The sequence below is a fragment of the Enterobacter cloacae complex sp. IR5403 genome, assembly GCF_049238705.1.
GTDB lineage: Bacteria > Pseudomonadota > Gammaproteobacteria > Enterobacterales > Enterobacteriaceae > Enterobacter > Enterobacter hormaechei_C.
In genome coordinates this window covers 145361-158964 of record NZ_JBMKHP010000006.1, presented here as the reverse complement: position 1 = coordinate 158964, position 13604 = coordinate 145361, and the positions used below count along the sequence as shown (strand labels likewise).

General features: G+C 54.7%; 13 protein-coding genes. 1 reads left to right on the top strand and 12 read right to left on the bottom strand.

Going from position 1 to position 13604, the window contains the following annotated elements:
• Positions 1-60: 60 nt before the first annotated feature.
• The 6 genes from cheW to flhD all read right to left on the bottom strand — a co-directional run bounded on the left by cheW (position 61) and on the right by flhD (position 5466).
• Positions 61-564, bottom strand: coding sequence for a chemotaxis protein CheW (gene cheW, locus ACOTW6_RS11125; RefSeq protein WP_003859699.1), 504 nt, complete (start codon positions 562-564; stop codon positions 61-63).
• A gap of 19 nt (positions 565-583) precedes the next feature.
• The gene (gene cheA / locus ACOTW6_RS11120) at positions 584-2593 is read right to left on the bottom strand and encodes a chemotaxis protein CheA (RefSeq protein ID WP_213789250.1); all 2010 of its coding nucleotides are present in this window, start codon (positions 2591-2593) and stop codon (positions 584-586) included.
• Positions 2594-2597: 4 nt separating this feature from the next.
• On the bottom strand, positions 2598-3527 hold the full coding sequence (gene motB / locus ACOTW6_RS11115; protein WP_003859697.1) for a flagellar motor protein MotB: 930 nt from the start codon (positions 3525-3527) through the stop codon (positions 2598-2600).
• Positions 3524-4411, bottom strand: coding sequence for a flagellar motor stator protein MotA (gene motA, locus ACOTW6_RS11110; protein WP_003859696.1), 888 nt, complete (start codon positions 4409-4411; stop codon positions 3524-3526). Before motA ends, motB begins: the two co-directional genes overlap by 4 nt.
• 123 nt (positions 4412-4534) lie before the next feature.
• On the bottom strand, positions 4535-5113 hold the full coding sequence (gene flhC, locus ACOTW6_RS11105; protein WP_219240901.1) for a flagellar transcriptional regulator FlhC: 579 nt from the start codon (positions 5111-5113) through the stop codon (positions 4535-4537).
• 2 nt (positions 5114-5115) lie between these two features.
• On the bottom strand, positions 5116-5466 hold the full coding sequence (gene flhD, locus ACOTW6_RS11100) for a flagellar transcriptional regulator FlhD (RefSeq protein ID WP_003859693.1): 351 nt from the start codon (positions 5464-5466) through the stop codon (positions 5116-5118).
• Positions 5467-6262: 796 nt separating this feature from the next.
• On the opposite strand from flhD, the gene uspC reads away from it, so the two are divergent.
• Positions 6263-6691, top strand: a complete 429-nt coding sequence (uspC, locus tag ACOTW6_RS11095) for a universal stress protein UspC (protein ID WP_213789248.1) — start codon at positions 6263-6265, stop codon at positions 6689-6691.
• 15 nt (positions 6692-6706) lie between these two features.
• On the opposite strand, the gene otsA is transcribed toward uspC, so the two are convergent.
• From otsA to ACOTW6_RS11065, 6 genes are all read right to left on the bottom strand, one after another.
• The gene (gene otsA, locus ACOTW6_RS11090; protein ID WP_047057163.1) at positions 6707-8131 is read right to left on the bottom strand and encodes an alpha,alpha-trehalose-phosphate synthase; all 1425 of its coding nucleotides are present in this window, start codon (positions 8129-8131) and stop codon (positions 6707-6709) included.
• Positions 8106-8909, bottom strand: coding sequence for a trehalose-phosphatase (gene otsB / locus ACOTW6_RS11085; protein WP_213789247.1), 804 nt, complete (start codon positions 8907-8909; stop codon positions 8106-8108). The genes otsA and otsB overlap by 26 nt, the downstream gene beginning before the upstream one ends.
• A gap of 153 nt (positions 8910-9062) precedes the next feature.
• Positions 9063-10043: an arabinose ABC transporter permease AraH gene (gene araH / locus ACOTW6_RS11080; RefSeq protein ID WP_003859689.1), complete on the bottom strand. Its 981-nt coding sequence runs from the start codon at positions 10041-10043 to the stop codon at positions 9063-9065.
• Positions 10044-10057: 14 nt separating this feature from the next.
• Positions 10058-11572, bottom strand: a complete 1515-nt coding sequence (gene araG / locus ACOTW6_RS11075; protein WP_003859688.1) for an L-arabinose ABC transporter ATP-binding protein AraG — start codon at positions 11570-11572, stop codon at positions 10058-10060.
• A 71-nt stretch (positions 11573-11643) separates the two neighbouring features.
• On the bottom strand, positions 11644-12633 hold the full coding sequence (araF, locus tag ACOTW6_RS11070) for an arabinose ABC transporter substrate-binding protein AraF (protein WP_017384422.1): 990 nt from the start codon (positions 12631-12633) through the stop codon (positions 11644-11646).
• 316 nt (positions 12634-12949) lie between these two features.
• The gene (locus tag ACOTW6_RS11065; RefSeq protein WP_062933520.1) at positions 12950-13507 is read right to left on the bottom strand and encodes a DJ-1/PfpI family protein; all 558 of its coding nucleotides are present in this window, start codon (positions 13505-13507) and stop codon (positions 12950-12952) included.
• Positions 13508-13604: the final 97 nt, after the last annotated feature.

The following is a 13604-nucleotide window of genomic DNA, read 5'->3' as shown; positions in this document are numbered from 1 at the left end:
CGGCCTACGAATGGCTCGAACACGTAGGCCGGGTAAGCGTCAGCGCCACCCGGCTTTGTTTTATGCTACATGGTTCGCCGCAATATCCAGCAGCGCCATCTCTTCGCTGTTCAGCAGCTTCTCAATATTCACCAGAATCAGCATACGCTCGCCAAGCGCACCCAGCCCCGTCAGGTATTCCGTCGACAGCGTGACCGCAAACTCCGGCGCAGGACGAATTTGATCGGCGGTCAGCGACAGTACATCAGACACACCGTCCACCACGATCCCCACCACGCGCTGCCCCAGATTCAGGACGATCACCACCGTATTATCGTTGTACTCCACATCGCCCTGGCTGAACTTCACGCGCAGATCCACGATAGGCACAATCACACCGCGCAGGTTGGTCACACCCTTGATAAACGCTGGCGTGTTCGCAATGCGCGTTACCTGGTCGTAACCGCGAATTTCCTGCACTTTCAGGATGTCGATACCGTACTCTTCATCACCTAAAGTGAAAACCAGGAATTCCTGTCCAGATGGCTCGCCCGCCAGTTTCGTTACGTTACTCATACCGGTCATGTTATTACCTTTTACTTAATCAGGCGGCTGTGTTCGCCACACGTTGTTCACGATTTAATCCCTGAAGTGCCGATACATCGACGATCAGCGCGACGCTACCATCACCCAGGATGGTGGCAGCAGAGATCCCCGGCACTTTGCGGTAGTTACTTTCCAGGTTCTTAACCACCACCTGATGCTGACCAATCAGCTGATCGACCAGCAGCGCATAGCGGCGTCCGGCGCTTTGCAGGATCACAACGATACCCTGCGTGGCCTCGGTTTTTGCCCCGTCCACTTCGAACACTTTCCACAGTTCCACCAGCGGCAGGTACTCGCCGCGCACTTCGAGCACGCGCTCGCCGCCCGCCAGCGGATGCAGATCTTCTTCGCGCGGCTGGAGGGACTCCATCACCGCGTTCAGCGGCAGAATAAAGACTTCGTCCGCCACTTTAACGGACATGCCGTCAAGAATGGCCAGCGTCAGCGGCAGCAGGATACGAATCGTGGTGCCCGCGCCCTGCTTAGACTGGATCTCAACGTGACCGCCCATCTCCTGAATGTTACGTTTCACCACGTCCATGCCCACGCCGCGGCCGGAAACGTCGGTGACCTGCTCTGCGGTTGAGAAGCCCGGGGCAAAAATCAGCATGCCCACTTCTTCGTCGGTCATGTTTTCGTTGACCGCCATTCCCTGCGAGATCGCCTTCGCCAGAATGCGTTCGCGGTTCAGGCCCGCGCCGTCATCGGTCACTTCGATGCAGATGTTGCCGCCCTGATGTTCCGCTGACAGGATCAGGTTGCCCACGGGCGATTTTCCGGCTGCCACGCGGTTTTCCGGCAGCTCGATGCCGTGGTCGAGGCTGTTACGCACCAGGTGCGTTAACGGGTCGATAATGCGTTCAATCAGGCTCTTGTCCAGCTCGGTGGAGCTGCCCATCAGCGTGAGTTCGATCTGTTTATTGAGCTTGCCGGCCAGGTCGCGCACCAGGCGCGGGAAGCGGCTGAAGACATATTCCATCGGCATCATGCGGATGGACATCACCGATTCCTGCAAATCGCGGGCGTTACGTTGTAACTGGCCCATGCTGGTGATGAGATCGCCATGGGTCACCGGGTCCAGCTCGTTGGAGCGCTGGGCCAGCATCGACTGGGTGATCACCAGTTCACCCACCAGGTTGATCAGCTGATCCACTTTCTCCACCGCCACGCGAATGCTCGTGGACTCGCTGGAACGCGCCGCCGGTTTTTCACCACGGGACGGGGCAGCCGTCTCTTTTGGCACGGCTTTCAGGGCCGGGGCAGCGGCAACTACCGCAGGGGTATTCTCTGCCGGAGCTGGCGCTTCAACGGCCGCCGCCTCGGTTTCAAACGCAATCTGATCCGCTTCAATCACGAAGCAGAGCACCGCCACGATGTCATCCTGGCCGATCCCGCCGTCGAGCGTCGCGGCCAGGCTGTCTTTGCCCTTCACCACATTGCTGAGCGTCGCCAGGTTCCCCAACTCCTCTTCCAGCAGGTTGACCTCATTCTCTTTCAGACGTGACAGCACCACGCGCAGTTTTCCTGCGGGCGCGTCAGGCGCCGTATCGGGTTCGGCCACGGCGTCAACAACGCTCAGTTTTGCCGCAGGGACAGCGGGCGCAGACGCCTCACCTTTGGCTTCCAGCGCTAACTGACGCAGCGCGTTGCAGATGTATTCAAAGCTGGCGGCATCAGGCTCTGCCGAACTTTTATAGGCGTCGAGCTGTTCCTGCATAATATCTTTCGTTTCCAAAAACAGGTTGATAATGTCGGTATTGAGCTGCATCTCACCGCGTCGTGCTTCATCCAGCAGGTTTTCCATTAAATGGGTGGTTTCCTGCAAAATGGTAAATCCAAACGTTCCGGCTCCGCCTTTAATGGAATGCGCCGCACGGAAGATGGCATTGAGCTGTTCTGAGTCCGGTGCCTCGGGCACCAGATCCAGCAAATGTTGCTCCATATCGGCCAACAATTCGTCGGCTTCATCAAAAAATGTCTGGTAAAAATCGGTAATATCCATGCTCACGCTATCACCTCGGATTGGCTGGTGGCGATGTTGGAACGGCAGCCGAAGGGACGGCCCCAGGCTGTTTTAAATCGTCCAGTGACTCATTCTGACTTTCGGCGTTTTCATGCAGGATAGCCTGCTCCGCCTGCTGGTTCAGCACTAAAAGACTGATACGACGGTTGATGGCGTCATCCGGTCCGCGGTCGGTCAGGCGCATGGTTGCAGCCATGCCGACCACGCGCAGGACCTTGCCATCATCAAGCCCACCCGCCACCAGCTCGCGACGCGAGGCGTTGGCGCGATCGGCAGAAAGCTCCCAGTTGCTGTATCCCTTCTCTCCCGTGGCGTACGGAAAATCATCCGTGTGTCCGGACAGGCTAATGCGGTTAGGAATACCGTTCAGCACCGGTGCAATCGCACGCAGAATATCGCGCATGTAAGGCTCCACGTCGGCGCTGCCGGTTTTGAACATCGGCCTGTTCTGGCTGTCGATGATCTGAATACGCAGCCCTTCCTGCACCAGGTCAATTTTCAGATGCGGACGCAGCGCGCGCAGCTTAGGGTCCGCTTCAATCAGCTGATCCAGGTCACCGCGCAGTTTTTTCAGGCGCGCCTGCTCCATCCGTTTTTTCAGCTCGTCGATGTTCGGCTGTTTTTTCACTTCGCCCTGCTGCTGGGTGTAATCGTCACCGCCGCCGGGGATCGGGCTGTCGCTGTTCGAAATGCGCGGCCCGCCGGTGACCGCCGTCGCCAGCGGCGTCCTGAAATATTCCGCAATCTGGATTAGCTCCTTCGGGCTGGAGATGGAGATCAGCCACATCACCAGAAAGAAGGCCATCATGGCGGTCATAAAGTCGGCGTATGCGATCTTCCAGGAGCCATGAGAACCGTGACCGTGCCCCTTATGCTTGCGCTTTTTTACGATGACGATCGGATGGGACTGGTTTTTCATGCGTCCTCAGTTGTCGTCTGTTGGTTGGGGTTTTTCACCGCGCGCACGTGCTCTTCCAGTTCGATAAACGACGGACGTTCGCTGGAGTAGAGCGTCTTACGACCAAATTCGACGGCGATCGGCGGGGCATAACCGTTGAGGTTAGAGAGCAGCGTAATCTTCACACACTGCATCATTTTGGTGGTTTCGGCGCTCTTCTGGCGCAGCACGCTCGCCAGCGGGGAGATAAAGCCGTAGGCCAGTAAAATACCGAGGAACGTCCCCACCATCGCGTGGGCAATCAGCGCCCCCAGCTCAGCCGCCGGGCGATCCGCCGAGGCCAGGGCATGCACCACGCCCATGACCGCCGCCACGATGCCGAACGCCGGAAGCGAGTCGCCCACCAGCGCCAGGCTGTTGGCCGGGACTTCGGATTCGCTCTCGTGGGTTTCGATCTCTTCGTCCATCAGGGCTTCAATTTCGAAGGTGTTCATGTTGCCGCTGATGATCAGGCGCAGGTAATCGACGATAAAATCGAGCATCATCGCGTCGGCCAGAATACGCGGGTAGCTGGCGAAAATTTCGCTCTCTTTCGGGTTTTCGATGTCCCGCTCCAGCGAGAACATCCCCTGCTGACGTGACTTCGCCATCAGGCGATAGAGCAACGCCAGCAGATCCATATACATGCTTTTGGTGTATTTCGAGCGACGAAACAGCAGCGGAATCGCCTTCAGCGTGCCCTTGATCGATTTACCGTTGTTACCAACGATAAAAGCCCCTACCCCTGCACCGCCGATGATGACAAGTTCAGCCGGTTGATAGAGTGCTCCAAGGTGCCCGCCGGTCATCATGTAACCGCCGAAAACTGTACCGAGAACTACCAGGTAACCTAATAAGATAAGCACGACATCATCCTTCCGCTAGTGACTATGGCAGGACGTTCATTTCGAGCGCGAGACCTGAACGCAGGGTAAAAAAAAGCAGCGGTAATCGCTTACCGCTGCTGGAATCTTGCCCACAGGTTCGGGTTAAACAGCGTGTTCGATCTGTTCATCCAGCAGTTGTGGAATAATATCGGCAGCATCCCGGGAAAGTTTACGTCTTTTTACGGCTCGGGATGGAGGCTGGCACAAACTACAGGCGAAGCTGCCCGCAGGCTGGTGCGCGTGGGTAATAAAATTGCCGTCACAGCAGTTGCAGCGGGACAATTCAAGCATTCCGCTTTCAACAAAACGCACCAGCGTCCAGGCGCGGGTCAGCGCCAGCAGGGGTCCCTCTTCCTGCTGCGGGCATTGCTCAAGGTAAAGTTTGTAGGCTTTGATCACGGCATCAACGCCGCTGCATAAGCCCGTTTTAAGCAGGTACTGCCAGGCGTTACAGAACATGGAAGCATGGATGTTCTGCTCCCAGGTCATGAACCAGTCAGTCGAAAACGGCAGCATGACTTTTGGCGGCGGGCTGCCACGCAATTCTTTGTACAGCTTGATCAGACGACCACGGCTCAGCTGCGTCTCGCTTTCCAGCATTTGTAAACGCGCGCCGAGCGTGATGAGTTCCATCGCCAGCTGGATATCACGGGCTTCCTGAACAATGCTTTTTTCGCTCATTGTTAAGCCCTTTTCTTCCGGGCTACGTCATCAGGCTGGCTGATTTCGTTGAGCAGGCGGGTGGAGAGAAGAATACCGGTGTGGATCTGTTGCAGATCGTCCACGCGGGATTCCTGAGTCAGACGCGTAATGGTCTGCGGGTTATCAAAACGGAACTGGCAAACAAGTTGATTGGTTTCAGCCAGCTTGACCATTTGCGGGAGGGTTAATCCACCCAGCATGGTTGCCATCTCTTCGTTAACACCCAGACGAAACATCGCTGACGGTTTGTCCTGACTAATCAAACGCTGCGCGAGCAATAAATACGACAAATTGATGTCATAAATATGTTTTAGCAACTCGGATGTATGCATTTTTCCCATCCCGAATAACCAACTATTATTTTTATGCGGAAAGACCGCACCCCGTGATGTCGCCGGGAAATCACCCGGTATAAAAAGAAAAGGCCAAATGCATAGTTGAATTTAGGTTTGTACGTCGTAAAGCGCGTGACCGGTTAACATGGCCAAAATGTCGGTTACACATTTTATCTTTTCTTACAAATAACTAAGATTTTTCCTAATTCGACGCAAACTCTACTCGTCAGTTTTGACACATACAATGCAGCCCCCCCTGGAATTTAAAAAAAATGTGATCTTCGTCACATAATTTACGCGAATGTAACCCATAAATCCATCAGCGTGACTTGTAATTTGGCTATTTATTGAGCAACCGAAGCTTGGTTATATTCTTATGGAACGAATACTCATGCAGAGGGATCAGGGGATCGGGTATGAAAATTGCTACGTCGAAGAAGCATAGCCTTTCCGCGTCTGAACGGGCGCGAACGTCAGGGAACAGCCGGAGTTAATTAAGTAAAAACAGCAGGTTAAGTTTTCGATTCGAGAAACAAGTTTGCAGGGGTCAGCATCACGCTGGCGTTGACGATCGGTTAACGCGATTTAACAGCACGGAAGGCTAAATGTGTGATTTACGTTAAGTTGTTAATTACTTTCATTTAGCGCCCCCATTTCGTTATTCTTCTTATAAGAATAATTAATGAATAATTATGATAAGGTTCACACTATTGTCGCATGTACCTCTTGCAGAAGCGGCAGATTCGCGGTAAAGCTTGAGAAACGTGTCATTCTGACATAAAAGGAGTGTGTGATGAGTTACTCCCATCTTATTGTTTCTGTTGCGGTTTCCCCCGAAAGTCATCAACTCGTCGCCCGTGCCGTTTCCATTGCCCGCCCGAATAATGCCCGCATAAGTCTGATCACCCTGGCTGCTGAACCCGAAATGTATAATCAACTGGCAGCGCCAATGCTGGAAGATATTCGTGAGGTTCTTCAGGAGGAAACGCAGCAATTTCTGCGCGAGCTGGTTGAGCGGGCAAAATATCCTGTCCACCAGACGGTGATTGCCACCGGCGAGTTAAGTGGACATATTCTCGACATTTGTCAGAAACAGAATGTTGACCTGGTCATTTGCGGAAATCATAACCAGAGCTTTTTTTCCCGGGCGGCATGCTCGGCAAAATCCATCGTTTCGTCAAGCCAGGTGGATGTCCTGCTGGTGCCTCTCGGGGGCAATTAATGCCCCCGGAGAAAATCAGGCGAGTTTAGGGAAGGTCGCGATCTTTTTTTGCAGATCACCTTCCTGAGTTTGCGGCTGGATCGCGCGCAAATCGTCAATAAAACGCGCCTGCCAGCGGTTGATATCATTCTTAACGATGGTCTCCATCATTTCTGAATGACGTGAAATACGTTCCGCAAGCGGCATGGTTAACGCGCGGTTCAGGGCATTTGCCACGTCATCGCGATCGTAAGGGTTCACAATCAGCGCTGAGGTTAACTCATTTGCCGCACCGGCAAATTGGGACAACACCAGCACGCCCGGGTCAGCAGGATCTTGTGCTGCTACATACTCTTTTGCCACCAGATTCATCCCGTCGCGCAGCGGCGTGACCAGCCCGACGTCGGCATAGCGGAACACTTTCATCAGAATTTTGCGCTCAAAGTGCTGATTCAGATAGAAAAGTGGTGTCCAGCCGAGCTGACCATAGCGCCCGTTAATGCGCCCTGCTTCGGTCTCCAGCTGGTGACGAATATCCTGGTAGGCCTGAACCTCACCGCGCGAGGTCGGCGCTATCTGGGTGTAGCGGATCTTGCCGTGATGCTGCGGGAATTTATCCAGCAGGGTTTCATAGGCGAGGAATCGCTCCGGCAACCCTTTGGAATAATCCAGTCGTTCAACCGAAAAGATATTCTTAACGTGCTTAAGTTCGTCCTTGAGCTGGGCAAGCTTCGGCGGCAGCGGACCGGAGGCCTGCTCGGCGATTTCGTCTGGCTCAATACCAATCGGGTAGACTTCGGTATGGAAATTTCGTCCCCACGCGGTGTGAGATTTGCCGCCGTGAGTGACCAGCCGGGTTTTACCCGACACGCTGTCGAGGAAGGCCAGCCTGTCATTTTCCGTCTGGAAACCGAGCAGGTCGTAATCAGACAGCGCCTCCAGGATCTCTTCATGCTGCGGCAGCGCCGTAAAGATCTCAGGGGTCGGGAACGGAATATGCAGGAAGAAGCCGATCCGGTTCTTCACACCCCGTTTACGCAGCTCCCTGGCGAAGGGCAGCAGATGGTAATCGTGGATCCATAAAATATCGTCTTCTTCGATTAGCGGCAGCAGTTTATCTGCCAGCAGCGCGTTAACGCGCATGTAGCCTTCATAGGATTCACGCTGGAATTTCACCAGATCCAGACGATAGTGAAACGCTGGCCACAGCACGGCGTTTGAGAACTCGGAATAATATTCATCGTAGTCCTTCTCGCTAAGGGCGAAGGAGGCCCACGTGATATTGCCCCGTGACACCTTTTTTAGCGGTTTCTCATCATTACTGATTTCCCCGCTCCAGCCAAACCAGAGACCACCCGCGGCTTTGAGGGCACCTAATACCCCGACCGCCAGGCCACCGGCACTGGCTTTTTTATCATCCGGCGGTGCGATGCGATTAGAGACGACGACTAAGCGACCCATAATGATTTCTCCCGTTGTTTTGCGCTATTTGTTGTTGTTGCTGGTTAGCGACGTCAGATATCCACTGCCAGACGCTGGCGACATTTTCCAGCCGCCATCCGGCAATGGTTTCACCAGATCCAACCTTGACAGACATGCCCTGGGCCTGGTTTACCACCCTGAACCCGGCCTCGTCGGTCAGGTCATCCCCAAAAAAGACTGGCGTACGCCCTTTAAACGGCGCTTCCGCCATAAACGCTGCAATGGCAGCACCTTTGTTAATTCCTGCCGGTTTAATCTCGACCACACATTTACCCGGCTGTAACGCCAGCTCCGGATGGGCTTCCGCCACGCTTCTTGCCACCGCAAAGATCGCCGCCTCATGATGGGGCGCCTGACGGTAGTGCAGCGCAAAGGCCATGCCTTTGGCTTCCAGTTCCGTACCGGGAAGTATTTCCAGAGCCGAAGAGAGTTGCGCATGTAGCGCCTGAATCAGCGTGTCGGGGAGTGAAACTATATGCAGTTGATCATGGATATCGCGGCGCTCCGCTCCGTGCACACCGGCCAGCGGAAAGTGATAAGGACTGGCGAGCACGTCCAGCTCGGCCATTGAGCGCCCTGAAATCAATGCCAGTGCCCCCTCGTTCTGTCGGGAGAGCTGCTGCAAATTCTCTAACACCGTGTCCGGCACAACAACGTCATCCGGATGCGGTTCAATCCCGGCGAGCGTCCCGTCGAGGTCAAAAAAGAAAGCAAATTTTCCGGGCAGTACAGGCGGTGCGGTTAACAAGTCAGCCACCCTAATCCTCCTTACAGTGAACAAAACAGCCATGTAAGTATAGACAGTGTGACAGTGCTCGCCATTTGGCAACCGGCCCGTCAGCAAAACTGGCGGGCCGGTCAGGGGGTCAACTATGGTTAATAGTTGAGCATATTGATGGCTAAAAATAAATCAGACGGTACGCTTCGCTTTTTGCTTGTAACGGTCGAAGATCACCGCTGCCAGCAGGATCAGGCCGCGTACGACGTACTGAGAGAACGGAGAAATATTAAGCAGGTTCATGGCGTTCTCCACGGTCCCCAGAATCAGGATCCCCGCCACCACATATGAGATTTTTCCGATGCCGCCCTTGAGGGAAACGCCCCCTAAAACGCAGGCTGAGATGACGATCAGCTCATAACCGATAGAGGTCATTGGCTGGCCGCTGGTCATACGCGACGCCAGAATAATCCCCGCCGCCGCCGATACCAGCCCGGAAAGCACGAAGATAATGATCTTGGTCCGTACGACCGGAACACCCGCCAGACGCGCCGCCTCTTCATTGCCGCCAATCGCCAGCGTGTTACGGCCAAAGGTGGTGCGGTTAAGCAGGAAACCGAACAGGATCAAACAGCCTACCGTCAGCCAGATTGGCGCAGGCAGCCCCAGCCAGTTGGCATAGCCCAGCGTGAAGAAACGCTCGTCTTCAATCCCGACCGCTTTACCGTCGGAGATGATATAGGCCAGACCGCGCACGATTTGCATGGTCGCCAGCGTCGTAATCAGGGCGTTAATCTTCAGGCGCGCAATGACAAACCCGTTCACCAGGCCACTCAGCACGCCGAGCAGCAGCCCGGCCAGCACGCCGATCCACAGGCTTTCGGTCATGTTGATCACCACGGCAGTGGTGACGCCTGCACAGGCAATCACCGAGGCGACCGACAGGTCAAAATCGCCGGAGGCCAGGCAGAAAAGCATTCCGCAGGCCACCATGCCGGACATGGAGATAGCCAGCCCCAGCCCCTTCATATTGATGAACGTGGCGAAGTTCGGCACAAAAATCGCGCAGGCGACGAACAGGGCAGCAAAGACCACCAGCATGCCGTACTGGTCCCAGATGCGGCCAAAACTAAAAGCCGACTTCGGCGCTCCGGATGTAGTAACAGAGGACATCATTGACTCCTTACTCAGGCGACAGCCTGGCTAACTTTAGGCATGGCGAGACTCAACGCCTGTTGTTCATTCGCCTGTTCATGCAGCAATTCACCGGCAATTTCACCTTCACGCATCACAACAATGCGGTCGGCGACGCCCAGCACCTCGGGCAGATCGCTGGAGGCGAACAGGACCGCCACACCGCGTTTTGCCAGTTCATAGATGACGTTATAGATTTCGTGTTTCGCCCCCACGTCGATACCGCGCGTTGGCTCATCCAGCAAAATGACCTTCATATCTTCCGACAGCCAGCGCCCCAGTATGGCTTTTTGCTGATTGCCGCCGGACAGGTTCATGATCAGCTGTTCAGCGCCGGGGGTTTTAATGTTCAGCGAACGGATATGGTGATCCGCGTTGCTCGCCTCCCAGCCGTCGTTAATCAGACATCCCGCGCGGATGAACTTACGCCGGGCAGAGATGTTGATGTTGTCGCGCACCGAGTGCACCGGAATAATGCCTTCGGCCTTTCGATCCTCCGGGCAGAGCATAATCCCCGCGTTTATCGCCTGCGCAGGCTTCTGAATATCGACCTTTTTCCCGTCGACGAAAACCTGGCCCTGGGTTATGCGCGTCCCGCCAAACAGCCCTTTCATCAGCTCGCTGCGCCCTGCCCCCACAAGGCCAAACAGCCCGACGATTTCGCCGCTGCGCACCGAGAGTGAAATGGGCGTGCGCACGCCCGGGGCTTTGACGTTATCCAGACGCAGACGCTCCGGGCCATACTCGCGCGGTTTCCAGTGGTAAATGTCCCCCAGATCGCGTCCGACCATCGCCTGCACCAGTTGGTCATGATTGACCTGCTGCATATCGGTGAAGGTGCGCACGTAGCGGCCATCTTTAAACACGGTAATGGCATCGCTTAAGGCAAAAATCTCTTCCATACGGTGAGAAACGTACAGAATGATGCGGCCCTCTTTGCGCAGCTCGCGGATCACGCGAAAGAGATTTTCTATTTCACGCGCCGAGAGCGAACTGGTTGGCTCATCGAAAGCGATGATTTTGGCGTTACGCGCCAGCGCTTTGGCAATTTCCACCATCTGCCACTGGCCGATGGAGAGATACTTAAGGGGCGTTTGCGGATCGACATCCAGCCCAAGGTGCTTGAGCTGCAAGCCCGCTTCATAGTTGAGCAGCGAGCGGTTGACCACGCCGCTTTTATGCGGAAGCTGGCCCAGATAGATGTTCTCCGCCACGGTCATTTCAGGAATGAGATGCAGCTCCTGATAGATGATGGCGACGCCCGCGTTTAATGCTGCCGTAGTGTCGGCAAAGGCCACCTCTTCGCCGCGAATGGCCAGCGTGCCGGTGGTGGGCGTGTAGTTGCCGCTGAGAATTTTGAGTAGCGTGGATTTTCCCGCGCCGTTCTCCCCCATCAGGGCGTGAACCTGGCCGGCATAGCAGTCGAAGCTGATATCGGTCAGCGCGTTTACACCGGGGAACGTTTTACCGATGCCGCGGAAAGAGAGATACGGATCAGACTGTTGCATAACGACTCCGTGATTCCTGTAGTGTGTACGTCTGGCCCCTCACGGTGAGTAAGGGGCGCAATCACAGCGTATTACTTACCGCCCAGTCCTTTTTTCGCCAGCTCCTCTTTGAAGTTATCGCGGGTGATCAGCACCACATCGGTCACTTCAGTGAATTTCGGCGGTTCAACCCCTTTGGTCACCCAGTTGTAGAGCATTTCACTGGATTTATAGCCGTGGACATCCGGGCTTGGCAGCAGAGAGCCGTAGAAGCCGGTCGCCTGCGCTTTTGACAGTTCGCTCACTGCGTCAACGCCGTTGATGCCGATCCCGATCACGTCCGGTGCTTTAAAGCCCTGGCCTTCCGTTGCACGCACGCCGCCCAGTACGGTGTTGTCGTTCATCCCCACCACCAGCCAGTGCTTCACTTCCGGATGCTGGACGAGCATGGAGTTCGCCGCATCAAAGGCGCCCGGAATATCGTTGGATTTGGTCGGGACTTTGTAGATCTGTTTTTCCGGGAAGCCAGCCGCTTTCAGGGCGTCCATGGACCCGGTGGTACGACGACGGGCGGTGTCCAGCTCGTCAGCGGTAATGGCCATCACGGCGGTCTCTTTGACATCCCAGCCGCGTTTTTGCATCTCTTTATAGAGCTCCTGGCCCTGACGCTCACCGATTTTAGTGGCCGCCATCATTACCAGCGGAACGGTATCCATCGGTTTACCTTTGGCATTCACGAACTGATCGTCCACCGCAATCACTTTCATGTCGTAACCGCGCGCTTTCGCGGCAATCGCGGACCCCAGTTTTGGATCCGGCGTACAGATAACGAAACCTTTCGCGCCGCTGGCCGCCAGGCTGTCAATGGCGTTCAGCGTTTTCTCGCCGTCAGGTACGGCGATTTTAATTACCTCAAATCCCAAATCTTTCCCGGCTTTATCAGCAAATTTCCATTCGGTCTGGAACCACGGCTCTTCCGGCTGTTTAACCAGAAAACCGAGCTTTAAATTTTCAGCGATAGCGGATTGTGACATAACGGCAGCCAGGCCGATGGCCGCCAGCGCTTTAGTAAATTTGTGCATGGTAAACTCCAGCTTTAGCATTCTTATCTGTAGGGAATAATGGCGAACGACTTATTTAATCGGACTTAAAACAAGGCATTAGCGCTTACCTCGTCATAAGCGTTATTGCTGGAGATAGTTTTAGCGGGAAATTAATCATCCATAAGAGAGCAACATCACACCGCAGAATTACAGTAATTGCGTACATAAATTCAGCGGAAAATGACATAAAAAAGGACGTAATTGTCCTACAAATGGAAAGGTGTTAAGCAGGATTATCCATAAGGTCAGCTAAGAAATCCCTGTAACCCGGACGCCTTAGCGCCCGGCAGAAAAATTACCAGCGGTAATAGATGTGTTCAGCATGATCGCGCACGGGGGCGTCGTCACCCAACAGACGAGCAGAGAGCGTCAGCGCAAAGTCAAAAGCGTGCCCCAGCCCCTTGCCGCTGATGAGGTTATTATCCACCACGACCGGCGCATCCACATATACTCCATCATCAACGCTCTGCCAGAGATCGCCGGAACAGACGTAGCGACGCCCCTTCAGTAGCCCGTTACCGCCCAGCACCCGCACGGCCGCAGAGCAGATCGGGCAGATAAGTTTACCCTGCTCGTCATGGGCGGAAACAAAGCGGAGCACCTCCTGGTTAGCCGCAAGATTGACGCTCCCCTGCGGCCCACCGGGCAACACGACTGCGTCATACAGCGTATTAATGCGCTCCGTTAACGTACTGTCAGCCACCATTGGGATATTGTGGTAACTCACTACCGCACGGGACGCCGCGCAGGCCAGCGTCTCCACCTCAATCTGTAAACGCCGCAGAATATCAATCGTGATAATCGCTTCTGCTTCTTCAAAACCGGGTGCCAGCAGCACCGCAACGTTAGCCATCATAAACCTCAACGAATTAAACGATGTAAAACAGTGTTTCATTTTCTCGGATTATCAGATAGCAATCTTGCGTCGCGATCACAGAACCGTATATTGA